Origin of the sequence: Saccharothrix longispora, assembly GCF_031455225.1 — a bacterium.
In the GTDB taxonomy this organism is placed as follows: Bacteria; Actinomycetota; Actinomycetes; order Mycobacteriales; family Pseudonocardiaceae; genus Actinosynnema; species Actinosynnema longispora.
On sequence record NZ_JAVDSG010000001.1, the window covers coordinates 1,364,590 to 1,388,254 of the forward strand.

Below are 23,665 nucleotides of genomic sequence, written 5' to 3' on the forward strand. Positions count from 1 at the left end.
TCCGCCCACGCCGCCCACGCCGCACGCGGCGCGGGCGGCGTGGGCGCGTCAACCGGTCGTGCAGGGGTTGCCGTTGAGCGTGAACACCAGGGGCAGCGGGTTCGGGCCCTGGTACGCGCCCACGAACCCGGTGTTCACCGTGGCCCCGGGGGCGAGCACCTGGTCCGAGCCGACGCGCACGGCGGCGCCGGTCTGCGTCCACGTCGCGTTCCACCCGCTGGCCACCTGCTGCCACGGCGTCGGCCAGTCGAACGCGAGCGTCCACCCGTCCAGCGGGTCCCCGCCGGTGTTGGTGACGTCGACGCTGCCGACGAAGCCGTTGCCCCAGTCGGTCGTGTTCGTCAGCCTGACCGAGCACGGCCCGGCGGCGGGCGCGGCGGTGGTGAAGGTCAGGGGCGGCGAGGCCCAGGACACCCGACCGGCGCCGTCGCGGGCGATCAGGTTGACCGCGTAGCGGGTGCCGGGGGTCAGGTTGCGCGCGGTGAACGAGGTGCCGGTCGTCTCGCCCCACTGCTCGGTCGTGGTGCCCAGCCGCCGGTGCACCTCGTACTTGACGCCCGGCGCGGGACGGGCCCACGTCAGGGTGGCCGAGCGGTCGGTGACGGCGTCGACCGCGGGGCGTTCGGGGGCCGCCGGACCGGTGATCGGCGTGGCCGGCCGCAGCACGATCGTGGTGAGCGAGTACGGCGGGAGCACCACCGACCGCGCCGCGCCGGTCGACGTGGTGATGCCGGTGTCGCCGGTGGCGAAGGACAGCACCTGCGCCTGCTCGGCGGGCGCGTACCCGGCGTAGTCCACGGTGACCGGTTTGGACCGCGCGGGGTCCTGGTTGACCAGCAGCACGGCCAGGCCGCCGTCGGGGCGGCGGGCCGCGTGCGCCCGCACCAGCGGGTCGGAGGCGCCGGCCGCCACGAACCGGTCGCCGGGGCGGGCGAACCGGGACGCCATCGCCAGGCCGTGGTACGGCGCGAACGGCGTGTTCAGCGCCGGTTGGCACACCGAGCCGTCGGCGGTGCAGGTGCCGCTGGAGAGCAGGCCGAAGTCGTCGAAGTCGGTCTGCCCGCCGATGGTGGACACCGTCCCGATGCCGTTGTGGACGTTCCACCAGTCCACGGTGAACACCCCGTTGGCCAGCAGGGTCGCGTAGGCGTCCGCGGCGAACAGCGCGCCGGGTTGGGTGTTGCGCCCGTAGGAGGTGTTCACCTCGGTCAGCGCGATGCCCAGTTCCTTGCCCGCGTGGCGGGCGATCTGCTCCCGGGCCATGCGCAGCATCTCCGGCACGCGATCGGTCTTGGCCAGCACCTCGGCCCCGGTCGCGCCGCCGGGGTACCAGTGCAGCACGGCGAAGTCGACCTCCGGCCCGGCGGTCGACAGCACGACCTGGTTCCACGTGCCCGCGTCACCGGCCGCCACGATGCCGTCCGGCCAGTCGCCCGGCGTGGTGAGCACCGCGCCCACCCGGATCGTCGGGTCGACGGCCTTCATCGCCCGCGCGTACTCCACGACCAGCGCCGCGTACTGGGCCGGGCTCTTGTCGGGGTGGTCGTCGGCCTCCCACTGCGAGCCGTAGTGCCCGTTGCCGTACAGCTCGTTGCCGATCTCCCAGTACTTCACGCCGTAGCCCTTGGTGACGTTGGCGTAGCGCACCCACTCGGCCGCCTCCTGGGGCGTGCCGGTGCCGTAGTTGGCCGTCACCACGGCCTGCGCCCCGGCTCGCCGCACGCCCGCCATGAACGTGTCGAAGTCGGTGTTCGGCGCGACGTACCCGCCGGGCGCGGTGTGGTCGCGCCAGTGGTAGATGTCCGAGTACGACCCGCCGGGGTAGCGCATCGCGCCCACCCCGGCCCCCTTGAGCAGGTCGGACACCTCGGGCGTGCCGAGCTGGGCGTCCCAGATCGCGTGGTTCACCCCGATCGCGGCGTCGTCCACGGCCTCCAGCCCGGCGCGCGCGTTCACCGCCACGCGGACGCCGGGTTCGTCCTGCGCCCGCACGGCCGGTGCGGTGAGGGCGGGCGCGACGACGGTGGAGGCGACCAGGGCGAGCACGAGCAGGGTGGCGCGCGGTCTCATGGCGGTGTCCTCTGCGACGACGGTGTCCGGGAGCGCTCCCAGGCTGATCGCGCGCCGTCGGGTCTGTCAATCACCACCTTCGGTCGGCCGTGGCCCCCGACCGGTCACGCCGAGGCGAGGCCCGCCTTGAGGGCGCGGGCGAGGCGCACCGCGCGACGTGCCTGGAAGGACACCGCGTCCAGCTCGACCTGTCCGGGCGGCGTCTGGCCGTTGTCCGAGACGTGGCTGGAGCCGTAGGGGTTGCCGGCCTGGAACTGGATCGGGTCGGCGTAGCCGGGCGGCACGATGACGCAGCCCCAGTGGTAGAAGGTGTTGTTGAGCGCGGTGATCGTGGTCTCCTGGCCGCCGTGCGCGGTGGCCGCCGAGGTGAACGACGTCGCCACCTTGTCCACCAGCTTGCCCGCGCCCCACAGCGGCCCCGTGGTGTCGATGAACTGCTTGAGCTGCGCCGCCGGCATGCCGAACCGGGTCGGTGCGCCGAAGATCAGCAGGTCGGCCCATTCCAGGTCGTCCAGCGACGCCTCCGGCAGGTCCTGGGTCTGCCGCGCGTGCGTGGCCCAGCCCTCGTTGCTCGCGATGGCCTCGTCCGGCGCGAGCTCCCGCACCTTCCGCAACCGCACCTCGGACCCCGCCTCCTCGGCGGCGCGCGCCGCGGCCTGGGCCATCGCGTGGACGCTGCCGGTGGCGGAGTAGTAGACGACGGCGGTCCTCAGGTCTGACATGGGCTCTCCAGGTGTCCGGTCGGCGTGACTCCACCGGGGCATACCCGCTGAGGACCGGAGATCACCCCGACCGCCCGATCGTGGGTAGGCGGGGTGGTCTTCCGGTGCGCGGCGGCTGGTCCGCCCCGTGCGGGAGGTGCCGGGCGCGTCGGACCCGACGACTAGGTTCCGGGGTCATGCGCGTGCTGTTCGCCGGCCTGTCCTCCGTCGGCCACACCTACCCGATGATCCCGCTCGCCGTCGCCGCGCGCGACGCCGGGCACGAGGTGCACTGGGCCGCTGGCGACGCCGTGCACGAGGCGCTGGCCGCCGACGGGCTGCGGCCCTTCCGCCCGGCGGACTCGTTCTACGAGGTCTACGCCGAGGACCTGGAGCCGGAGCTGGCCCGGTTGCGGCCCGACCTCGTCGTGCACGGGTGGGGCGTGCCGGGTGCGGCCGTCGCCGCGCGCCGCGCCGGGGTGCCGGGCCTGTGGCACGGGTTCGGCCGCATGTTCCCCGAGGGCATCGGCCTCGCCCCGCCCGACGAGGCCGTCCCCGGTCTGCCGCACCTCGACATCTGCCCGCCGTCGTTGCAGGACGAGGACTTCCTCGCGACCGCGCGGCGCGTCGCGCTGCGGCCCGTCGCGCACGCCGAACCGGGCGCGCTGCCCGCCCGCCGCGGCTCCCGCCCGCTGGTCTACCTGACGCTCGGCACCGCGTTCGGCACGCCGGAACTGCTCACCGCCGCCGTGGCGGGCCTCGCGACCCTGGGCGTGGACGTCGTCGTCGCCACCGGCCGGGTGCCCCCGGAGCGCCTCGGCGAACTGCCGCGCGGCGTCACCGCCCGCGCCCGCGTGCCGCAGGCCGACCTGCTGCCGCACGTCGACGTGGTCGTGCACCACGGGGGCAGCGGCACCACCCTGGGCGCGCTCGCCGTCGGCGTTCCGCAGCTGCTCCTGCCGCAGGGGGCCGACCAGTTCGCCAACGCCGACGCGCTGACCACCTCCGGCGCCGGTCTGCGGCTGTTGCCGGGGGAGCAGGACGCGGAGGCCGTCGCCGACCTCGTCCTCACGTTGCTGGCGCACCGCGCCCACCGCGACGCGGCGCGCGGCCTCGCCGAGGAGATCGCCCGCATGCCGTCGCCTGCCGAGGTCGCCCGCCGGTTGCCGGAGTTCGCCTGAACCGCCCCTCCGGTGGTCGGCGTGCCGATCCGGTCGGGGTCGACCTTGTTGCCGGATCGGCAACAAGGTTTGCCGATCCGGTCGTACGGCGCGCATCGTGGTCCCAGGAGGTGGTCCTGATGACCGAGCAGGTGCTCGACAGGTACGACGTGGTGGTGGTCGGCGGCGGCGCCGCGGGGCTGAACGGGGCGTTGATGCTCGCCCGTGCCCGGCGGTCGGTGCTGGTGGTCGACTCGGGAGCGCCGCGCAACGCCCCCGCCGACGGGGTGCACGGGTTGTTCGCCCGCGAGGGCGTGTCGCCGGTCGAGCTGCTGGAGCGCGGCCGGGCGGAGGTGCGCTCCTACGGCGGGCACGTCGTGGCGGGCGAGGTGGGCGCGGTGGTCCGGGAGGACGCCGGGTTCGCGGTGGAGGTGGCCGGCCGCGTGGTCCGCGCCCGTCGGGTGCTGGTGGCCTCGGGACTGGTCGACGAGCTGCCGGACGTGGCCGGCCTGCGCGAGCGGTGGGGGCGCGACGTCGTGCACTGCCCGTACTGCCACGGGTGGGAGGTCCGCGACCGGGCCATCGGGGTGCTGGCCACCGGGCCGATGTCGGTGCACCAGGCGCTGCTGTTCCGCCAGTGGAGCGACGACGTCGTCCTCTTCGCGCACACCGCGCCCGCACCCACCGACGAGCAGGCGGAACAGCTGGCGGCGCGCGGCATCCGCGTGGTGGGCGGCGAGGTGGCGGCCCTGGAGGTCGTCGACGACCGGATCGCCGGCGTGCGGCTCGTGGACGGCTCGGTCGTCGCCCGCGACACCGTCGCCGTGGCCACCAGGATGGTCGCCCGCACCGGTTTCCTGGACGCGCTCGGCCTGCGGCCGGTGCCGCACCCGTCCGGGATGGGCGAGCACGTCCCGGTGGACGCGACCGGTCGCACCGAGGTGCCCGGCGTGTGGGCGGCGGGCAACGTGGCGGACCTGTCGGCCCAGGTCGGCTCGGCGGCGGCGGCGGGTGCGGCGGCGGGCGCCCACATCAACGCGGACCTGGTGGTCGAGGACACCCGGCTGGCGGTCGACGCGTACCGCGCCCCGTTCTCCGCCGCGGCCGAGTCGCGGGTGGCCGAACTGGTCGCCGGCAACCGCCGCCACGGCCTGTGACCGCGCCGGTCGTGGCGGTCAGACGCTGCGGAGCACCGACACCACGGTGCCCAGCACCACGGCCTCATCGCCGTCGATGACGTCGTAGGCCGGGTTGCGGGGCTCCAGCAGCACGTGGCCGTTGCGGCGGCGGTAGACCTTCACGGTGGCCTCGCCGTCGATCATCGCGGCCACGATCTGGCCCGAGTGGGCCTCCTGCTGGCGGCGCACCACGACGATGTCGCCGTCGCAGATGGCCGCGTCGACCATCGAGTCGCCGCGCACGCGCAGGCCGAACACGGTGCCGCGCCCGGTCAGCTCGCGGGGCAGGTTCAGGACGTCGTCCACGTGCTCCTCGGCCATGATGGGCGCGCCGGCGGCGATGTCGCCGACCACGGGCACCGGCACCGAGTCGCCGGCGGGCTCCCGGCCGGCCGGTTCGCGCAGGAACGCGCGCACGTCGATCGGCCGGGACACGCTCGCGCCCCGGCGCAGGAAACCCTTGTCCTCCAACGCGGTCAGGTGCTTCGACACCGACGACGACGAGCGCAGGCCGACCGCGTCACCGATCTCGCGCGTGCTCGGCGAGTGGCCGTGCCTGACCGCCCAGTCCCGGACCACGGCCAGGATGCGCTGCTGGCGCTCGGGCAGGGCCGAGGTGTCCAGGTGGTCGAACTCGTCGAAGCCGTAGGCGGTCACCCGCGTGATCATAGGCGTGGTCCGGCCCGGCTGTCACCGAGGGTGATCGGGATCGGGTCAGGTCCGGCACGGCGGTCACGTCGTCGTCGAGCCGGAGCCACCAGCCGCGGTCGGACGCGCCGGTCCCAATCCGGCGCACGCAGCTGAAGTGGTCCGCGCCCCGGTGGGCGTCGCGGGCGTTGGAGCCGGGGGAGCACGCGTGGACCTCGTCCCGCCGCACGAGGGTGGCGGTGGTCGACACGTGCGGGTCGTGGTCCGGGAGGCCGCCCAGGTCGACCGGGAACTCCGCGGACCGCGGTGTGCTGGACCGCGAGGACGGGCGGCAGCGTGGACCGGGACAGGGTGATCACCGCAGCGGCCGAGTCGGTCGCCGTCGCTCAAACCCTTGCGGTACCGGGAATCCCGGTACCGCCCGACCTCGCGAGCGGCGATGATCGGCTCTTGCGGGACTGTGCCGTGCCGTGCACTCTCAAGGCGGAGATGTTCGTTTCTGTTGGAGCCTGTTCGCCCTGCTGGAGCTGCCAACGATGACCGCTTCCCTGACGACGCCCGCCGGACTCGCCGCCACGGCCCTCACCGCCCTGCTCGTGTGCGCCGCCCCGGCGGTCCTGCCACCCACCGCCTCCGCCTCCACGCCCCCCTCCACCGCCCCGGTCTCCTCCACTGCCCCGGTCTCCTCCACTGGGGTGCCCTTCGCGGGGGCCGTCCCCGACCAGAGCACCGCCGAATCCGGCAACCCGTTCGTCGACGGGTGGTACGCCGACCCGGACGTCGCGATCTACGGCGGCCGGTACTGGGTCTTCCCCACCACCTCCGCGCGCTACGCCGAGCAGACCCACCTCGACGCCTTCTCCTCGACCGACCTCGTCCGCTGGACCAAGCACCCGAACGTGCTGACCACGGCGGACGTCCCGTGGGCGGAGTTCGCGGTGTGGGCGCCCGCGCCGATCGAGCGGGACGGGAAGTACTTCCTGTACTTCGCCGCCAACGACATCCAGGACGACTCGGAGGTCGGCGGCATCGGCGTGGCCGTCGCCGACCGGCCCGAGGGCCCCTACCGGGACGCCATCGGCGAACCGCTGGTCGCCGCGTTCCACAACGGCGCCCAACCCATCGACCAGGACGTCTTCATCGACGACGACGGTCAGGCGTACATGTACTACGGCGGCTGGGGCCACGCGAACGTGGTGAAGCTCAACCGCGACATGACGAGCCTCGGCACGTTCGCCGACGGCAGCACTTTCAAGGAGATCACCCCGTCCGGCTACGTCGAGGGCGCGCAGATGTTCAAGCGCGGCGGCCGGTACTACCTGATGTGGTCCGAGGGCGGCTGGACCGGCCCGGACTACTCGGTGTCCTACGCCATCGCCGACTCGCCGACCGGGCCGTTCGCCAAGCTCGACAAGGTCCTCGCGCAGGACCCGGCGGTCGCCCGCGGCTCGGGGCACAACTCGGTGCTCAACATCCCCGGCACGGACACCTGGTACGTCGTCTACCACCGCAGGCCGCTGAGCGAGACCGACGGGAACCACCGCCAACTCGCCTACGACCGCATGCACTTCAACGCCGACGGCACCATCCGCCGGATCGCGATGAAGGTGCGCGACGACTTCGCCGACGGCAACGCGCTCGGCTGGAAGACCCGCGGCGGGACGTGGTCGGCGACCGGTGGGCGGTACCGGGCCGGCAGCTCGCCGGGCGGCAAGGCGTTGCTGGACACGAACTTCGCCGACTTCACCCAGGACACCGACGTCACGATCACCTCGGGCGGCGGCGACGCGGGCATCGCGTTCCGGGTGACCGGCGCGACCGAGGGCGCCGACGCCTACCGCGGCTACTACGCGGGGATCAGCGCGGCGGGCCGGGTCGTCCTCGGCCGGGCCGACGGCACGTGGACCCCGCTGGGCTCCGCCGCCGTCCCCGTGGTGCTCGGCAAGGCCCACCGCCTGCGCGTGACGGCCGCCGGCGCGTCGATCCGGGTGTACGTGGACGACCTGGCCACCCCGCGGATCAGCGTCACCGACGCCACCCACCGCAGCGGCGCGAACGGCGTGCGGGTGTTCAACGCCGGCGCCACCTTCGACAACGTCGCCGTCGACCACCTCACGACCGGCCTCGCGCTCGGCAGGCCCGCCACGGGCACGCCGTCGTGCAGCCCGTCGGAGGGGCCGGAGAAGGCGGTCAACGGCAGCGTCGGCGGCGGCAACGCGGACAAGTTCTGCTCCTCGGTGACCGGGGCGCGGCTCCAGGTGGACCTCGGCGCGGTGCGGACCGTCGGCCGGTTCGAGGTCGACCACGCCCAGGCGGGCGGCGAGCAGGCCGCCTACAACACCAGGGCGTTCAGGATCTCCGTGTCCGACGACGGCGTCCGGTGGACCCCGGTGGTCGACGTCGTCGACAACACCGCCGCCACCACGGTGCACCCCGTCACCGGGGTGTCCGGCCGCCACGTCCGGCTCGACGTCGCGGTACCCACGCAGACCGCGGAGCAGGCCGCCCGCGTCTACGAACTGCGCGCCTACGGCTGACCGGGGCCGGAAGCGCCTGACGGACCGCCTCGGTGGTCGGTACCTTCGCGGCCCCCGCGAGGGGATGACGATCACCGGGGCATCCCGGCGGGGAAGCGTGGACGTCCGCACCCGCGCTCCGGGCCGCGCGCGGCGTCCGGGTCGGTCGCGCCCTGACCGCGGTCAGCCGTCCTCGCGGGCCATCACGGCCCACACCGTCTTGCCCTTGTCCCGCCACGTCACGCCCCAGTCCACGCACAGCGTCTGGACCATGCGCAGGCCGTTGCCCCGGGTCGCGCCCAGCCGCGACCGCCCGAGCACGGGCCGGTCCGGCGACTCGTCGTCGACCTCGATCCGGACCGTGTCCGCGTCGCCGGTCAACCGCACCTCCAGCGCGCGGAGACCGTGGTCGTAGGCGTTGCTCACCAGCTCGGTGACGACCAGCAGCAGGTCGCCCACCTTGTCCTCGTCCAGCCCGTCGACGAAGGCGGCCGTCTTCCGCCGGACGTCCGACAGGGCCGGTGCGACCCCGTCCAGGCCGATCACCAGCGAGTCCGACAACGGCAGGCCGTGCGACTCACCCACCTGCGGGCCGCCCGACGCACCGCGCACCCGCCGCGCCGGTCACGCCGATTCCTCGTCGCGCGACGCCGCCCGGACCGCGTCCTCGACCTCGTCGTGCAGGGGGAGCAGCGTCGACATCGAGGTCAGCTCCAGCGTGCGGCGCACGTTGCGGCTCGCGACCACGTGCACCTGCCGGCCGGACTCCGCGCCGTGCCGGCGCAGCTGGGCCAGCGCCGCCAGCCCCGACGAGGCGAAGAACGTCACCCCGGACAGGTCGAGGACGAGCGCCCCGGACGCCGTGTCGAGCGCCTCGACCGCGCGGTCGCGCAGCTCGTCGCTGTTGGACATGTCGATCTCGCCGGTCAGGCGCAGCACGAGCACGCCACCGTCGGTACCACCGTCGCCCGCCGAGAACCGGGTGTTCGCCTCGCTCACACCGCACATCATGCAGGGCCGTCCCGCCGCGCACCAGACAGCGTGGTCGCGGGCCCATCGCACGCTGATCGCACGGTGCGCCGGCGGCCCCGCCCGTCGCAGCGGACGGGAGAACTCCGCACGACCACGGGTGCACGACACCTGCCCGTCCCACGTCAGGACGACTGGCCCCACCGGCTCAGGGCGACGAGCACCAGCACGACGCCCGCGACGGCGGCCAGGACGCCCAGCAGCCCGCCGAGCAGCAGGCCGGTGCCGACCGACCGCCACGGCGGTCGCGCGAACGCGAGCCCGGCGCCCGGCACCAGCGAGCCGAGCGTGACGCCGAGGAACGCGCAGGCGTACTCGCCGCCGCGCCAGCCGTGGACCCACGACGTGCCGAAGGCGACGACCACGCAGGTCAGCGGCGCGGCGGAGACCAGGAACCCGGCGAAGGCCGCGCCCGGTCCGCGCTGCGACCGCCGATCCCGCTCCGCCACGCCGTTCACGTCACCCGCGTCGTCCACGTGGTCCAGTCCCGCGAACCGGCGGCGGGCGGCGCATCAGGAGGACTACGCGGCCACTGTGGACACCGCCGCCGGTGGTTCAGTGCACCGCGGGCACGCCGCCGCCGTTCCGCCCGCGTCGCACGATCGTCGCGGACAGCACCGCGCCGACCAGGCACAGGCCGCCGGTGACCAGCACGGCGGTGTGCATGCCGGAGACGAACGCCTGCGCCGCGCCCTGGTGGACGGCGGCCTGCACGTCGGCGCCCACGCCCGGCAGCACGGGGGTCACGCCCATCGCGACCGCGTCGTGCGCGCCGGTCAGGCCGTCGACCAGGGCGGCGGGCACCCCGGCGGACAGGAAGGAGTCGCGCAGGACCGACCCGACCCGGCTGCCCAGCACCGACAGCAGCACCGCCGTGCCGAGCGCGCCGCCGACCTGGAGCGCGGTCGCCTGGAGACCGCCGGCGACGCCGCCGTCGCGCACCGGGGCGTTGCCCACGATCGCCTCCGAGGACGCGGCCATCACCATGCCCACGCCGAGACCGAGGGCGAGGAAGCACGGCCACATCGTCGCGTAGCCGGAGTCCACGCCGAGGCCGAGCAGGCCGAACGACGCGCCGGCCTGGAGCACCATGCCCAGGGTGAGCGTCAGGCGGGGGCCGTACCGGTCGGTCAACGCCGCGCCGAGCGGGCTGGCGACCATCGACGCCAGGCTCAGCGGCAGGGTGAGCACGCCGGCCTCGACGGCGCCGTACCCGCGCACGTTCTGGAGGTACAGCATGAGGAAGAAGATCGAGCCCAGCAGCACGAAGAAGTTCACCGCGGTGACCGCCGCGGCCACGCTCAACGACGGGTTGCGGAACAGGCGCATCGGCAGCAGCGGGTGCGCGGTCCGGTTCTCGACCACGACGAACACGGCCAGCAGCGCCACGCCGAGCGCCAGCAGGCCGAGGGTCCTGGGCGAGCCCCAGCCCCAGGCCTCGCTCTGCACGACGGGGTAGACGATCGCGATCATGCCCAGCGCGAGCAGCGCCACACCGGGGAGGTCGAACCGGTGGTGCCCCGTGCCGTCCTTGCTCTCCGGCAGCACGAGCAGGCCCACGACGAGGCCGAGCAGGCCGATCGGGGCGTTGATCAGGAAGACCGACTCCCAGCTCACGTGCTCCACCAGCAGGCCGCCGACGATCGGGCCGGCCGCGGTGGACACCGACGAGACGGCGGCCCAGATGCCGACCGCCGCACCGAACCGGCGGGGCGGGAAGACCGCCCGCAGCAGGCCCAGCGTGTTCGGCATCATCAGCGCGCCGCCGAGCCCCTGGAGCGCCCGGAAGGCGATGACGCCCGCGGTGGAGCCGACCACCGCGATGGCCACCGAGGCGAGGGTGAACAGGACCAGGCCGGCCAGGAAGAACGTGCGGCGGCCGAACCGGTCGCCGAGCTTGCCGCCCAGGATCAGCGCGGCGGCCAGCGCGAGCAGGTAGGAGTTCGTCACCCACTGGAGCTCGGACAGCGACGCGTTCAGGTCCTGGCCGATGTAGGGGTTGGCGATCGCCACCACGCTGCCGTCGAGGCCGACCATGAACAGGCCGAACGCGACGGCGACCAGCGTCCACCAGGGGTTGGTGCGCGGGCTGCGCCGTTCTCGTGCCGCCTCCGGTCGAGCGCCGGCCAGGACGGGTGTGTCGTGCACGGGTTTCCCTTCGAGGTGTGTCCGCGTGGAGGTGTCCACGGTGGGCGTGACCGGCGACGGGCCGGGACGACCGGTCGGGGTGGGTCAGCCGAGGGCGTCCAGCAGCGCGGCCAGTGCGGGCAGGGCGCGCAGGACGGCGTCGGCCTGCGCGGGGTCCACGCGCCGCAGCCCCTCGGCGAGGACGTCGCCCATGGCGGCGTCGGCCCCCTCGATCCGGGCGCGCGCCTCGTCGGTGACGTGCAGGTGCGCGACCCGGCGGTCCTGGTCGTCCTGCGCCCGCGTCAGCAGCCCGGCTTCCACGAGCTGGGAGACCAGCGTGCTCACGTTGGTGGGCTGCATCAGCAGGACGTCGGCCGCCTCGCGGACCGTGATCCCCTCCCGCCCGCCGACGAGCCGCAGCAGCGCCAGTTGGTTCTCCGGCGGCTTGGGGTGCGGGAAGTCCCGCGCCATGCGCCGGTCGACCACGCGGTGCAGGTCGCTGAGGAGCACGGCGAACCGCGTGGTCGGCGAGGTGTCGGAGGTGGGTCGCTCGGTCACCCGACGACTATACCTATGAAGTAATAGGTATATCTCCATACTGATGTGGTGACGTGCCGCACCCCGTGGGCGCTCGCTCGCACCACAGGGCGCGGACGCCCTCAGGAACCCAGCACGAGCGCGATCCCGACGAGGACGGGAACCGACAGCACGGTGCTGACCAGCACGGCGTCCCGGGCCGGCACGACACCGCGGTCGTAGGTCGTGGCGTAGACGAACACGTTCTGCGCCGTGGGCAGGGCGGACGTCACGGTGACCGCCAGCAGCGCCGCGTCGTCCAGCCGGAGCACCCAGCGCCCCAGCGCGTACGCCGCCGCGGGCTGCACCACCGCCTTGAGCGCGACGGCCAGCCACACCCGCCCGGCCGCCTCGCCCGCGCCCGGCCGGGGCGCGCCGTGCAGGCTCGTGCCGTACGCCAGCAGGGCCGCCGGGACCGCGAGGCCGGCCAGCAGCTCCACCGGCCGCAGCGCGAGGGCGGGCGGCTCCCACCCGGTCTCGGCGAGCACGAGCCCGAGGGCGCAACCGATGACGACGGGCGTGCGCAGCGGTTGGCCGAGCAGCCGCAGCGGCGACACCCGGCCGTGCGACGAGGCGAGGACCGCCAACCCGACCGGCGCCAGCACCAGCACCTGGAACAGCAGCACCGGGGCCACGATCGACGCGTCGCCGAGGACGTACACCGCGATGGCCACGCCCAGGTTGCCCGCGTTGACGTAGGACGTGGCCAGCGCGCCGATCGCCAGCTCCGCCGCCGGCATCCGCCACCGCCACCGGCCGACGGCCACGAAGAGCAGCGCGCACAGCACCGCGCTGCCCGCCGTGGCCACCAGGGTGGGCGAGAACAGGGCCGACGGGTCGGCGTCGGCGAGGGTGAGCAGCAGCAGCGCGGGCGTCGCGACGTAGAACGACAGCCGGGACAGCACCACGGCCGCGCCGTCGCCCAGGACGCCCGTGCGGGCGGTCACCCACCCGACCGCGATGACCGCGATCAACGCGCTGAAACCGCCCAGCACGGCGTTCACGCCGCCGCCCGCACCGTCACCGGGTCTCCTCCACCGGGGACGGTCAGCGGGACTCGTCGACGACGACGCGGTCGACGGTCCAGGCGCGGGCCCGGTCGCTCATCGTGATGCCCAGGCCGGGACGGTCCGACAGGTGCATCCGCCCGCCGCTGATCGCCAGGCGCTCGTCGAACAGCGGGTGCAGCCAGTCGAAGTGCTCCACCCACGGCTCCAGCGGGTAGGCGGCGGCCAGGTGCACGTGGATCTCCATCGCGAAGTGCGGCGCGATCGGGAGGTTGCGGTGCTCGGCGAGCGCGGCGAGCTTGAGGAACTGGGTGATGCCGCCGATCCTCGGCGCGTCGGGCTGGAGGACGTCCACCGCGCCCTGCCTGATCAGCTCGTGGTGCTCGGCGACGCTGGTCAGCATCTCGCCGCCGGCGATGGCGGTGTCGAGTGCCCCGGCCAGCCGGGCGTGGCCCTCGGTGTCGTAGGCGTCGAGCGGCTCCTCGATCCAGACCAGGTCGAACTCCTCCAGCGCCCGGCCCACGCGCATGGCGGTGGGCCGGTCCCACTGCTGGTTGGCGTCGACCATGAGCGGCACGGCGTCGCCGACGTGCTCGCGCACGGCGGCCACCCGGCGCAGGTCCTCGGCCCGGTCCGGCAGGCCCACCTTGACCTTGATGCCGCCGACGCCGGACTCCAGCGCGCGGGTGGCGTTGTCCTTGAGCCGCTCGACCGACTCGTGCAGGAAACCGCCGGAGGTGTCGTAGCAGCGCACCGAGTCGCGGTGCGCGCCGAGCAGCTTGGCCAGCGGCAGGCCCGCGCGCTTGGCCTTGAGGTCCCACAGCGCCACGTCGATCGCGGCCAACGCCTGGGTGGCCGCGCCGCTGCGGCCCACCGACGCGCCCGCCCACACCAGCTTGGTCCACACCCGTCCGATGTCGCTGGGGTCCTCGCCGATCAGGTCGGGGGCGACCTCGCGGGCGTGCGCGAACTGGGCCGGGCCGCCGGCGCGCTTGGCGTAGCCGAACCCGACCCCCTCCAGCCCCGCCTCGGTGCGGATCTCGGCGAACAGGAAGGCCACCTCGGTCATCGGCCGCTGCCGCCCGGTGAGGACCTTGGCGTCGCTGATGCCGGTGGGCAGCGGGAGGATCACCGAGGACAGGGTCACCGAGGCGATCCGGTCGAGCACGGCGGGGGAGCGGCCGGCCACGTCAGGCGACCTTGCCGACGAGCGCGGTCAGCTCGGCCAGCTCGTCCGCGGTGAGGTCGCTCAGCGGCGGGCGCACCCGACCGCCGTCGCGACCCGCGGCGGTCAGCCCGGCCTTGACGATGGACACCGCGTAGCCGCGCTCGCGGTCGCGGATGTCGAGGTAGGGGATGACGAAGTCGGCGAGCATCCGGTAGACGGCGGTGCGGTCCTGGGCGCGGACCGCGGCGTAGAACTCCAGGGCGAACTCGGGCAGGAAGTTGAACAACGCCGACGAGTACGTGCTCACGCCGAGCTGGAGCAGCGGCAGCGCGGAGGTCTCCGCGGTGGGCAGCCCGCCGATGTGGACCAACCGGTCGCCGACCCGGGCGTACGTGCGGGTCATCCGCTCGATGTCGCCGACGCCGTCCTTGAGGCCGATCAGGTTGGGGTTGCGGTCGGCCGCCTCGGCGACGACGGCGTCCGACAGCACGGCGTTGGCCCGGCTGTAGACGACCACGCCCAGGTCGGTGGCCCGGCACACGGCGGTGATGTGCTCGACCAGACCGCGCGGGCCCGCCTCGGTCAGGTACGGCGGGAACAGCAGCACGCCCGAGGCGCCCGCCTCCTGCGCGGCCCTGGCCTGGGCCGCGGACGACGCCGTCCCGCCGGTGGCGGGTGCGACGACCGGCACCGCGCCGGCCACCTCGTCCACGGCGACCCGGACCACGCGGTCGACCTCGGCCGGGGTCAGCGAGAAGACCTCGCCGGTGCCGCCCGCGGCGAACAGGCCGGCCACGTCGAACCCGGACTGCCAGGCCAGGTGCTCGCGGTAGCGGGCCTCGTCGAACTCCAGCGCGTCGTCGAAGTGGGTGACCGGGAAGGACAGCAGACCGGACTTGAGCCGGTCGGCGAGAACGTCGGGGGGCATCAGCGTCACGGTGTCGGTCCTCGGTCCGGCGGGTCGCCGCGCGGTGCCGCGGGCGGTGGGGTCGTCGTCACCGTACGAACGCGGCCCGATGCCTGTCCAAGTGTTGTTTCGCATTGCTCAATACCTTGACGGCATCGGCCGACCGGACCTCACGGCGGCGGCGCGTGGTCCTCCAGCGCGTCCAGCACCCGCCACAGCGCCGGGTTGGCCGACGCGCGCAACCACAGCAGGTGCAACTCCACCGGCTCGGGCACGGCGGTGGCCAGCCGCACGAACCCCACGCCCTCGATGGACAGCCGCGCCGCGGACTCCGGCACGAACGCGATACCCCGACCCGCCGCCACCAGCCACAGCATCGTGAGCACCTGGCTCACCGCGTGCACGGTGTTCCCGCGCGCGATCGGCACGGCCCCCACCACGAGGTCGTGGAAGTAGCGCGCCTTCGTGGGCGAGTGCATGACCACCGGTTCGGACGCCACGTCGGCGGCCGTGACCAGCGGTCCCGCCCCGAGCAGCCGGTGGCCGGTGGGCGCGGCGATGAGCAGCGCCTCCCGGTGCAGCAGGCGCGAGCCGAACGTGGCGCGGTCGAACGGCGGGCGTGCCAGTCCCAGGTCGACCTCCTCGTCGAGCAGGCCGGCGACCTGCTCGCGGGTCACCATCTCGACGAGGTCGACGTCGAGGTCCGGCAGCTCGTCGGACAGCCGGTCGAGCAGGGCGCCCAGCACGCCGTAGGCCGAGGCGGCGGTGAACCCGACGCGGATCAGGCCGCTGGAGCCCGACGACACCCGCCTCGCCTGCTCGGGCGCGGCGTCGGCCAGCACCAGCAGCCGCCGCGCCTGCGCCAGGAACACCCGGCCGGCGGCGGTGAGGGCCACCCTGCGGTTGTCGCGGACCAGCAGTTGCGCGCCGACCGCGCGTTCCAGCTTCTGGATCTGCCTGCTCAACGGCGGCTGGGTCATCTTCAGGCGGGCGGCGGCCCGACCGAAGTGGAGCTCATCGGCCACCGCGACGAACCCGCGCAGCTGCTCCAGCGTGAACGCCATGCCCGGAAGGTATCAATCCACGCCTGTTCGCATATCGACAGGCATGGAGGTGTACTCGTGCCGCGGTGGACGCTCGGTCGCCGCGTTCGTCCCGGCCACCCGCGACACCAGGGGCCCGCGACACCAGGGGCCTGCCCGCCTTCGCGCTCAGGTGAGGTTCCCCGACGGGGCCGGAGTGGTGATCGGCCCCCGGGCCGCGGGCGCAACGCGGAGCGACGTTTCCACCGACGGGTTCCGGGGAATCGTGGGCCGAGCGGTGTCCACCCCGTTCGGCAGGATCGTCCGACTCGGCAGCTCTTCGGACTCCGATGAGCCCGCGGTGTCGACGGGACGTGGACGGTGCGAACCCGGGAAGGAAGGCCGATGGCCGTTGCACGTCTGCTGGTGGGAGCGTTCTGGCTGACCACGCTGTTCCTCGCGGTCGTCTTCCGGGACGAGGCCCCCGGTGCGCTCCCGGCGGTCCTGGCAGGAGGAGTGGTCCTGCTCCTCGGGGGAGTCGTCAGGCGCGCGGTCGACAAGCGCCGGCACCGCCCCTCCGACCGCTGAAGCCCCGACCCGCCCGGTCGACGGGTGCAGGATGGCGTGGTGCGGGAGGCATTGCGGAGTGCGGCCCCTGAGAGGAAGAAGGACGAGCGTGCCGGTCGAGTACCTCCACCGCGAACTGCCGGTGGAACCCGAACTGATCGCACGGCTGGAGGAGCGAGTCGGTCACGCCCTGCCCGACGAGTACCGCGACTACCTGCTGGAGCAGGACGGTGGTCAACTCGACGAGAACGACCGCGGAGTCGACTCGATCTTCAGCCTGGGCGGGACGTCCCGCTGTGTGGGCACGTGGGAGAGCCTGGACACCTACCGGGGTCGGGTGCCGTCGTGGTTGTTGCCGGTCGCCGACGACGGTGCGGGCAACCTCTTCGGCATCTCGCTGCGACCGGGCGACCGCGGCTCGGTGTGGTTCTGGGACCACGAGGGGCAAGCCGATGACGGCCTGCCGCCCGCCGAGGACAACGTGACGCCGGTCGGGGAGAGCTGGGTGGAGTTCCTGAACGGCTTGACCCCTGGCTGAAAGTCGCCCCGGGATGCCGCTTGTGGACTCGCCTGGCGCGAACGCGCGACTCGCCCGACGCGGACGTACGACTCGCATGGCCTGGACGTACGACTCGCGTGACCTGGACGTACGACTCGCGGGTAGTGTGGGGGCGGGCTCCGGGCGGCCCGCCCCCCGCGCACTGGTGAACGCCCGGTGGGACAGGCAGCCGACCCCGGTCCAGTGACCAGCGGCAGGCCGCGGCAACGCGGGGACCCGCCGGTGACCGCCGCTGGAGGAAGCCGGACCATGACCACCGTCGACGACGCCAAGGCGATGGCACGCCGGTTGCGGGCCGCGCTCGCGGCCTCGGGCACCGCCGTCACCCACTCCCGGGCACTGGAACTAATCGCGCACCAGCTCGGCCACCGCGACTGGAGCACCTGCCACGCGGCCCTGTCCGCGCCCACCGGTCCGCTGCTGGTGCCGGTCCTGCGCACCTTCCCCGGTGACCAGGCGTATGCGTTCTACTGCGACTACCTCGGTTTCCGGGTCGACTGGGAGCACCGCTTCGAGGACGGCCTGCCGCTGTACCGGCAGGTCTCGCGCGGTGGTTGCGTGCTGCACCTGAGCGAGCACCACGGCGACGCCACCCCCGGCTCGGCGGTGCGCGTCGCGGTCTCCGACCTGACCCGCCTGCACGCCGAACTGCACGCCACCCGCTACCCGCTGCGCCCCGGCGTCGAGCCGCAGCCGTGGGGCCGGGACATGACGGTGCCCGACCCCTTCGGCAACCGGATCACCTTCCACGAGCCCGCCGGACCCGGGGCACCGGTGATGGTGATCGCCGGCAGGGGCTGACGCGGCACGCCGGACGTGCGTCAATGGTCCCGTGATCCCGAACAGCCCGTGGGTGCGCACCGAGCGGCTCGAACTGCGCCGGTGGGCGCCGGAACACCTGGAGGGGCTGCGCGCGCTCGCCGCGCTGCCCGAGGTCGTGCGGTACGTCGGCGACGGCACGCCGTGGGACGACGCGACCGTGGCGGCCAAGCACGAGGCCGCGCTGGAGCACTGGCGGCGGTCGGGGTTCGGCTGGCTGGCGGTGCACGACGCCTCGGGTGCGTTCGTCGGGCTGGTCTCGGTGAACGAGCGGTCGGTCGGGGAGTCCGGCATCGGCGTGCCCGCGGTGGAGATCGGGTACTGGGTCGCCCCGGCCGCCTGGGGGCGCGGGTACGGGACCGAGGCCGCCGGGGCGGTCGTCGACGAGCTGTTCGCCCGCGGGCTCGCCGAGCGCCTCGTCGCCCGCCACGACCGGGCTAACACGGCGTCGGGGCGGCTGCTGGGGAAGCTCGGGTTCGTGCCGCACCACGCGGTCGACGCCCTGGTGTACTCGGTGCTCGAACGCCCCGCCGGGTAGCCCGGGGGCACATGGGGTCCGGGCTCACGGGTCCGGCCCGGTCCCGGGACGGGCCGCCGGCCGGTGCCGCCCGTCAACCCCCGACACCCGGGGGTGTCGGCCGCAGCACCAGCACGACGAAGCCGAGCACGCCCCGGTGGCCGCCGAGCCAGGCCGACCGGTGCGCGGCCGACGCCTCCAGCGCCTGCCTGTGGTCCGGGTGGTCGGGGTGGTCGAGCGCCCACCGCGCGAGCGAGCCGGTCCAGCTCCACTCGTACTCGTCCCACTCGGCGAGCGTGCTCACGTGCCCGTGCACCGGCGTCCAGCCGTCGGCCACGACGGACGCGACGGTCGAGGCCAGGTCGGTGAAGCCCTGCGGCCCGGCCTCGACCTCCGCGCGCACCTCCGGTGACGGTTCGCGCTCCCAGAAGCAGTCGCCGAGCACGAGGACGCCGTCGGCCGCGAGGTGCTCCCGGGCGGCGGCGAGGGTGGGGAGCAGGGCGCCGAACGCGTAGGCCGCGCCGACGCTGAGCACCACGTCGGCGCGGCGGGTCGGGCGGTAGGTCGTCACGTCGTGGCGCACCAGTTCCAGCCGGTCGGCGACGCCGCAGCGGAGCGCCTCGGCGTGCGTGCGGTCGAACCCGGCGTCGGAGATGTCGACGCCCACGGCGGTCGCGGCGTCGTGCGCCTGGAGGGCGCGCAGCAGCCACGCGCCCTCCCCGCAGCCCAGGTCGAGCAGGTGGGCGTCCGGTCGGGGTATGGCGCGGTCGAGCAGGTCGGCGACGGTGCCGTCGCCCAACGGGGCGGAGATCGGGTGGTCGGTGTGCGCGAGCGCGCTGAGGGTCAGTCGGTCCACCACGCGTGGGTAGCACGCGGCGTCGCTCCGGCGCGCCCGCATTTCCGACTGGGCGCACTTGTGTGTAACCATAAGTAACAGTAATCTCGGGTAACAGGAACGGACCGCAGGCCATCGTCCTCAGGGAGCCCCACATGACCAGCGTCGACACCCACGACCGCGCGAGCGCGGACCGGTCCGACCGCCAGGCCGTCGCGCGCAGGTTGTTGGACTCGTCGGAGCAGCTGTCCTACGACCCCGTCCAGGAGGTCGACTGGGAGACGCCGCTCGACACCGACCACCACGGCACGAGCCCGGAGTGGAGCACCCTGTACGGCACGTCCTACTGGGACGAGATGACCCCCGAGCAGCAGCGCGAGCTGACCCGCCAAGAGGCGGCGTCCGTGGCGAGCACCGGGATCTGGTTCGAGATGATCCTCCAGCAGATGGTGCTGCGGGACTTCTACGCCAAGGACCCGACGGACCCCGCGTTCCAGTGGGCGCTGACCGAGATCGCCGACGAGTGCCGGCACTCGATCATGTTCGCGCGCGGCGCGGCGAAGCTGCGGGCGCCCGCGTACCGGCCGCGCCGGTTGGTGGTCGAACTGGGGCGGGCCTTCAAGACCGTCGCCTTCGGCGAGGCCGCCTACGCCGCCATCCTGGTGGCGGAAGAGGTGCTGGACGTCATGCAGCGCGACTGGATGCGCGACGAGCGGGTGGCGCCCTTCGTGCGCACCATCAACAACATCCACGTGGTCGAGGAGTCGCGGCACATGAAGTTCGCCCGCGACGAGACCCGCGAGCGGCTCAAGGGCGCCGGGTGGCTGCGCAAGCAGGTCAACGCCGTCGTCGTGGCCGGCGCGTCGTACGCCATCGTCACCAGCATGGTCAACGACGCGGTCTACGCCAACGCCGGGCTCGACTCCGCCCGCGCGATCCGCGAGGCCAGGGCCAACGAGCACCACAAGTCGATGCTGCGGTCCAGCTGCGCCGGGTTGATGGAGTTCCTCGACTCGTGCGGGCTGCTCACCAAGGCGTCACTGGTGTTCTACAAGCGCGCGAACCTCATCTGACGCCCCATGGCCTACGCGATCACCCAGACCTGCTGCAACGACGCGTCCTGCGTCGCCGTCTGCCCGGTCAACTGCATCCACCCCACACCGGAAGAGCCGGACTTCGGCACCACCGAGATGCTCTACGTCGACCCGCGCGCGTGCATCGACTGCGGCGCGTGCGCGGACGCGTGCCCGGTCGACGCGATCTTCCCGGTGGACGCGCTGAGCGCGGCGATGGAGCCCTACGCCCGGATCAACGCCGAGCACTACGCCGACCGGGACGTGGTCGCGGAGGCCGCGGACCCCTCGCCGAACTTCCACCGGTGGGCTCCGCCGGTGTTCGACCGCACCATCCCCGGCGACCTGGAGCCGCTGGACGTGGCGGTGGTCGGCACCGGCCCCGCCGGCATGTACGCCGTCGAGGACCTGTTGCTGCACACCAACGCCCGGGTCACCCTGATCGACCGGCTGCCCGTCGCGGGCGGCCTCGTGCGGTACGGCGTCGCGCCCGACCACCCGTCGACGAAGAAGATCGGCGACGTGTTCGCGCGCTTCCACACCCACCCCCGGCTCCGGCTGCGGCTGGGCGTCGAGGTGGGGCGGGACGTCACCGCCGACGAGCTGGCGGCGCGGCACGACGCCGTGGTCTACGCCGTGGGCGCCGCCGCGGCCCGCCCGCTCGGCATCCCCGGCGAGGAGCTGCCCGGCAGCCTCGCCGCGACGACCGTGGTGGCCTGGTACAACGGGCACCCGGACGTGCCGGCGGACGCGGTGGACCCGTCGGCCGAGCGGGTGGTCCTGGTGGGCACCGGCAACGTCGCGCTCGACGTGGCGCGCATCCTCACCGCCGACCCCGCCACCCTGGAGGGCACGGCCATCGCGCCGGGTGCGCTGGCCCGGCTGAGGTCGGGGAAGGTGCGCGAGGTCGTGCTGCTCGCCCGGCGCGGCCCGGACGTCGCCGCGTACACCAGGCCGGAGCTGCTGGCCCTGCTCGGGCGCGACGACCTCGACGTGGTGGTCGACGCGCACGACCCGCGCACGGCCGCCGCGATCGACGCCGCCGCGCCCACCGGGAAGGCCGGGCTGCTCCGGGGCGTCGCGCGGGAGGCCGTCGACTGGTCCGCACCGCCCCCTCGGGGCACGCGGCGCGTCGTGCTCCGCTTCCACTCCGCGCCGCTGGAGGTCGTCGGCGACGCGGAGGTGCGGGGGTTGCGCGTCACCGGTCCCGACGGCGACGTGGAGATCGCCGCCGGCCGGGTGGTGAGGGCGGTCGGCTACCGCGGCACCCCGCTGCCGGGCCTGCCGTTCGACGAGGTCACCGGCACGGTCCCGCACACCGGTGGACGCGTCGCGGGGCGGACCGGGGCCTACGTCGTGGGGTGGGCCAAGCGCGGCCCGTCCGGCGGCATCGGCGCGAACCGGGCCGACGCCGCCGAGACGGTGGGCACGCTGCTGGCCGACGTCGCCGCCGGCCGGCTGCCGGTGCGGACCCGGCGTCCGCCGCTGCTCACCGCGCTCGCCTCCCGGCTTCGCCGGAAGGGTTGACCGGCCACGGGGTTGCGACGTCCTGTCCCACGGGTACCCGTGGGACAGGAACCGAGCCGTCTTCGCGATGGAGGAACCCGTGACGAGCGAGCTGCCGGGGCACGGTGCGAGCGCCCCCCAACAGGTGAACACCGGCGTCGAGGCCCAACTGGACAAGGCGGCCGAGGAGGTGGCCCGGCGCTTCGGTGAACGCGTCGACCACGACGTGGTGCGGCAGGCGATCGGCGACGCCTACGGGCGGTTGGCCCGCAGGTCCCGGTTCGTCGGGTTCCTGCCGCCGGCCGACGCGCGGTCGGACTGGCAGGACGCCGAGCACGGCCCGGTCGCCTGAACCGCCGCCCGCACGCCGACCCCGACCCCCGGTCGGACCGAGCCGGTCAGACCGACTCGGGCGTGGCGGTCGCCCGCTCGGTCAGGTTCCCGCGGTCGCGCCGCCGGTCCAGGCGGTCGAACAGCGAGAGCACCGGTGTCGCCATGGTGGTCGTCACCAGGGCCACCACGACCAGGGCGCTGAACAGCGCCGGGGTGACGATGCCCGCCGCGAGCCCCACGTTGAGCGCGATGAGCTGCATGAGGCCGCGGGCGTTCATCAGCGCTCCCACCCGCAGCGCCACCGACTGCGGTTCGCCCGCCGCCCGCGCGGCCAGCCAGCAGGCGCCGAACTTCCCCAGGATCGCCACGGCGACGCACGCCGCGGTGAACAGCAGCAGCGACCCGCTGCCCAGCAGCGCGAAGTCGGTGTTCAGCCCCGAGTAGGTGAAGAACAGGGGCAGGAACAGCGCGCCCACCGGCGTCAGCGCGCCCACCGCGCGGTCCAGCCGCTCCGAGCGCGGGAACACGACGCCGAGGCTGAACGCGCCGAACACGGCGTACAGGCCGATCGTGTCGGTGTACCAGGCGGCGACGAACAGCACCGCCACCACGACCAGCAGCAGGTTCTCCGGGGTGAGCCGCTCGGCCAGCCGCACGGCGTGCCCCCGCGACCGCAGCACCAGCACCAGCGCGCCGAGCAGCAGCACCGAACCGCCCAGCGCGATGGCCACCGGACCGGCGTCGCCGGTGGCCATGCCGAGCACCCCGGCCAGGAGCACCCAGGCGACCGCGTCGTCCACCGCGCCCGCGCCCAGCGAGAGGGCGCCGAAGCGGGTCTCCTGGAGGCCGCGCTCGGTGATGATGCGCGCCAGCATCGGGAACGCGGTGATGGCCAGGGCCACCCCGACGAACAGCGCGGACACCGCCAGCGGCACGTCGTCGGGGAACACGTCGGCCCGGCCGTCGGCGAACCACGTCAGCGCGCCGCCCAGCAGCAGCGGCACCACGATGCCCGCCAGCGAGATCACCCCGGCGGGCCGGGCGACGCCGCGCACCCGGTCGAGGCGGAACTCCCAGCCCGCGCGGAACATGAACGCCACGAGCCCGATCTGCCCCACGACGTAGAGGATCGGGCGCAGCTCGGTGGGGAACAGCCCGGCCTCGACGTCGGGCAGCAGCGCGCCCAGGACCGAGGGGCCGAGCACGACGCCGGCGACCATCTCGCCGACCACGGGCGGTTGGCCCGCGGCGCGCAGCAGGCGGCCGACGAGGCGGCAGGTGAACAGGACGACCACGACCGCGAGGAAGAACGCGGGGGCAAGTTCGGTGGGGGTCAACGCGCCTCCA

24 protein-coding genes are annotated in these 23,665 nt (G+C 74.2%); 10 read left to right on the plus strand and 14 right to left on the minus strand.

What is annotated here, in order from left to right; genetic code table 11:
• Positions 1-48: 48 nt before the first annotated feature.
• Positions 49-2,070, minus strand: a complete 2,022-nt coding sequence (locus tag J2S66_RS06110) for a cellulose binding domain-containing protein (protein ID WP_310304796.1) — start codon at positions 2,068-2,070, stop codon at positions 49-51.
• 104 nt (positions 2,071-2,174) lie between these two features.
• Entirely contained in the window at positions 2,175-2,792 is a 618-nt protein-coding gene (gene wrbA, locus J2S66_RS06115) for an NAD(P)H:quinone oxidoreductase (RefSeq protein ID WP_310304798.1), read from the minus strand.
• 176 nt (positions 2,793-2,968) lie between these two features.
• On the opposite strand from wrbA, the gene J2S66_RS06120 reads away from it, so the two are divergent.
• Together J2S66_RS06120 and J2S66_RS06125 are read left to right on the plus strand one after the other, a co-directional pair.
• Positions 2,969-3,952, plus strand: a complete 984-nt coding sequence (locus J2S66_RS06120) for a glycosyltransferase (RefSeq protein WP_310304799.1) — start codon at positions 2,969-2,971, stop codon at positions 3,950-3,952.
• A 119-nt stretch (positions 3,953-4,071) separates the two neighbouring features.
• Complete coding sequence (locus J2S66_RS06125; RefSeq protein WP_310304801.1) at positions 4,072-5,088, plus strand: NAD(P)/FAD-dependent oxidoreductase; 1,017 nt, start codon at positions 4,072-4,074, stop codon at positions 5,086-5,088.
• Between the two features lie 18 nt (positions 5,089-5,106).
• Here the strand turns inward: J2S66_RS06125 and lexA are convergent, their stop codons facing one another.
• Entirely contained in the window at positions 5,107-5,766 is a 660-nt protein-coding gene (lexA, locus tag J2S66_RS06130; RefSeq protein ID WP_310304803.1) for a transcriptional repressor LexA, read from the minus strand.
• Between the two features lie 527 nt (positions 5,767-6,293).
• Here lexA and J2S66_RS06135 point away from each other — a divergent pair.
• Entirely contained in the window at positions 6,294-8,294 is a 2,001-nt protein-coding gene (locus J2S66_RS06135; RefSeq protein ID WP_310304805.1) for a family 43 glycosylhydrolase, read from the plus strand.
• 162 nt (positions 8,295-8,456) lie between these two features.
• Here the strand turns inward: J2S66_RS06135 and J2S66_RS06140 are convergent, their stop codons facing one another.
• From J2S66_RS06140 to J2S66_RS06180, 9 genes are all read right to left on the minus strand, one after another.
• Positions 8,457-8,858: an ATP-binding protein gene (locus tag J2S66_RS06140; protein WP_310304807.1), complete on the minus strand. Its 402-nt coding sequence runs from the start codon at positions 8,856-8,858 to the stop codon at positions 8,457-8,459.
• Between the two features lie 39 nt (positions 8,859-8,897).
• Complete coding sequence (locus J2S66_RS06145) at positions 8,898-9,272, minus strand: STAS domain-containing protein (protein WP_310304809.1); 375 nt, start codon at positions 9,270-9,272, stop codon at positions 8,898-8,900.
• A gap of 155 nt (positions 9,273-9,427) precedes the next feature.
• Positions 9,428-9,778, minus strand: coding sequence for a hypothetical protein (locus J2S66_RS06150; protein WP_310304811.1), 351 nt, complete (start codon positions 9,776-9,778; stop codon positions 9,428-9,430).
• Between the two features lie 79 nt (positions 9,779-9,857).
• Positions 9,858-11,450 (minus strand): MFS transporter, encoded by a 1,593-nt coding sequence (locus J2S66_RS06155; RefSeq protein WP_310304813.1) that lies wholly within the window; start codon positions 11,448-11,450, stop codon positions 9,858-9,860.
• An 84-nt stretch (positions 11,451-11,534) separates the two neighbouring features.
• Positions 11,535-11,987, minus strand: a complete 453-nt coding sequence (locus J2S66_RS06160; protein ID WP_310304815.1) for a MarR family winged helix-turn-helix transcriptional regulator — start codon at positions 11,985-11,987, stop codon at positions 11,535-11,537.
• Positions 11,988-12,088: 101 nt separating this feature from the next.
• A complete protein-coding gene (locus J2S66_RS06165) occupies positions 12,089-13,009 on the minus strand; it encodes an AEC family transporter (protein WP_310304817.1) in 921 nt (306 codons plus the stop codon).
• Positions 13,010-13,052: 43 nt separating this feature from the next.
• Positions 13,053-14,201 (minus strand): L-talarate/galactarate dehydratase, encoded by a 1,149-nt coding sequence (locus J2S66_RS06170; protein ID WP_310304820.1) that lies wholly within the window; start codon positions 14,199-14,201, stop codon positions 13,053-13,055.
• A 1-nt stretch (position 14,202) separates the two neighbouring features.
• The gene (gene kdgD / locus J2S66_RS06175) at positions 14,203-15,117 is read right to left on the minus strand and encodes a 5-dehydro-4-deoxyglucarate dehydratase (protein WP_310304822.1); all 915 of its coding nucleotides are present in this window, start codon (positions 15,115-15,117) and stop codon (positions 14,203-14,205) included.
• Positions 15,118-15,257: 140 nt separating this feature from the next.
• Positions 15,258-16,151: a LysR family transcriptional regulator gene (locus J2S66_RS06180; protein ID WP_310304824.1), complete on the minus strand. Its 894-nt coding sequence runs from the start codon at positions 16,149-16,151 to the stop codon at positions 15,258-15,260.
• Between the two features lie 363 nt (positions 16,152-16,514).
• On the opposite strand from J2S66_RS06180, the gene J2S66_RS06185 reads away from it, so the two are divergent.
• The 4 genes from J2S66_RS06185 to J2S66_RS06200 all read left to right on the plus strand — a co-directional run bounded on the left by J2S66_RS06185 (position 16,515) and on the right by J2S66_RS06200 (position 18,592).
• A complete protein-coding gene (locus J2S66_RS06185; RefSeq protein ID WP_310304826.1) occupies positions 16,515-16,697 on the plus strand; it encodes a hypothetical protein in 183 nt (60 codons plus the stop codon).
• An 88-nt stretch (positions 16,698-16,785) separates the two neighbouring features.
• On the plus strand, positions 16,786-17,214 hold the full coding sequence (locus J2S66_RS06190; RefSeq protein WP_310304828.1) for an SMI1/KNR4 family protein: 429 nt from the start codon (positions 16,786-16,788) through the stop codon (positions 17,212-17,214).
• A 270-nt stretch (positions 17,215-17,484) separates the two neighbouring features.
• Complete coding sequence (locus tag J2S66_RS06195) at positions 17,485-18,036, plus strand: glyoxalase superfamily protein (protein WP_310304830.1); 552 nt, start codon at positions 17,485-17,487, stop codon at positions 18,034-18,036.
• Between the two features lie 31 nt (positions 18,037-18,067).
• Positions 18,068-18,592: a GNAT family N-acetyltransferase gene (locus J2S66_RS06200; RefSeq protein ID WP_310304832.1), complete on the plus strand. Its 525-nt coding sequence runs from the start codon at positions 18,068-18,070 to the stop codon at positions 18,590-18,592.
• 73 nt (positions 18,593-18,665) lie between these two features.
• Here the strand turns inward: J2S66_RS06200 and J2S66_RS06205 are convergent, their stop codons facing one another.
• Entirely contained in the window at positions 18,666-19,427 is a 762-nt protein-coding gene (locus J2S66_RS06205) for an SAM-dependent methyltransferase (RefSeq protein ID WP_310304834.1), read from the minus strand.
• Between the two features lie 134 nt (positions 19,428-19,561).
• Between J2S66_RS06205 and J2S66_RS06210 the strand changes: the two genes are divergently transcribed.
• From J2S66_RS06210 to J2S66_RS06220, 3 genes are all read left to right on the plus strand, one after another.
• Positions 19,562-20,479 carry an AurF N-oxygenase family protein gene (locus J2S66_RS06210; protein ID WP_310304836.1) on the plus strand — a complete coding sequence of 306 codons (918 nt, stop codon included), beginning with the start codon at positions 19,562-19,564 and terminating at the stop codon, positions 20,477-20,479.
• Positions 20,480-20,485: 6 nt separating this feature from the next.
• Positions 20,486-22,006 carry an FAD-dependent oxidoreductase gene (locus J2S66_RS06215; protein WP_310304838.1) on the plus strand — a complete coding sequence of 507 codons (1,521 nt, stop codon included), beginning with the start codon at positions 20,486-20,488 and terminating at the stop codon, positions 22,004-22,006.
• Positions 22,007-22,085: 79 nt separating this feature from the next.
• Positions 22,086-22,337, plus strand: a complete 252-nt coding sequence (locus J2S66_RS06220; RefSeq protein ID WP_310304840.1) for a hypothetical protein — start codon at positions 22,086-22,088, stop codon at positions 22,335-22,337.
• A 46-nt stretch (positions 22,338-22,383) separates the two neighbouring features.
• On the opposite strand, the gene J2S66_RS06225 is transcribed toward J2S66_RS06220, so the two are convergent.
• A complete protein-coding gene (locus tag J2S66_RS06225; protein ID WP_310304842.1) occupies positions 22,384-23,655 on the minus strand; it encodes a cation:proton antiporter in 1,272 nt (423 codons plus the stop codon).
• Positions 23,656-23,665 lie beyond the last annotated feature (10 nt).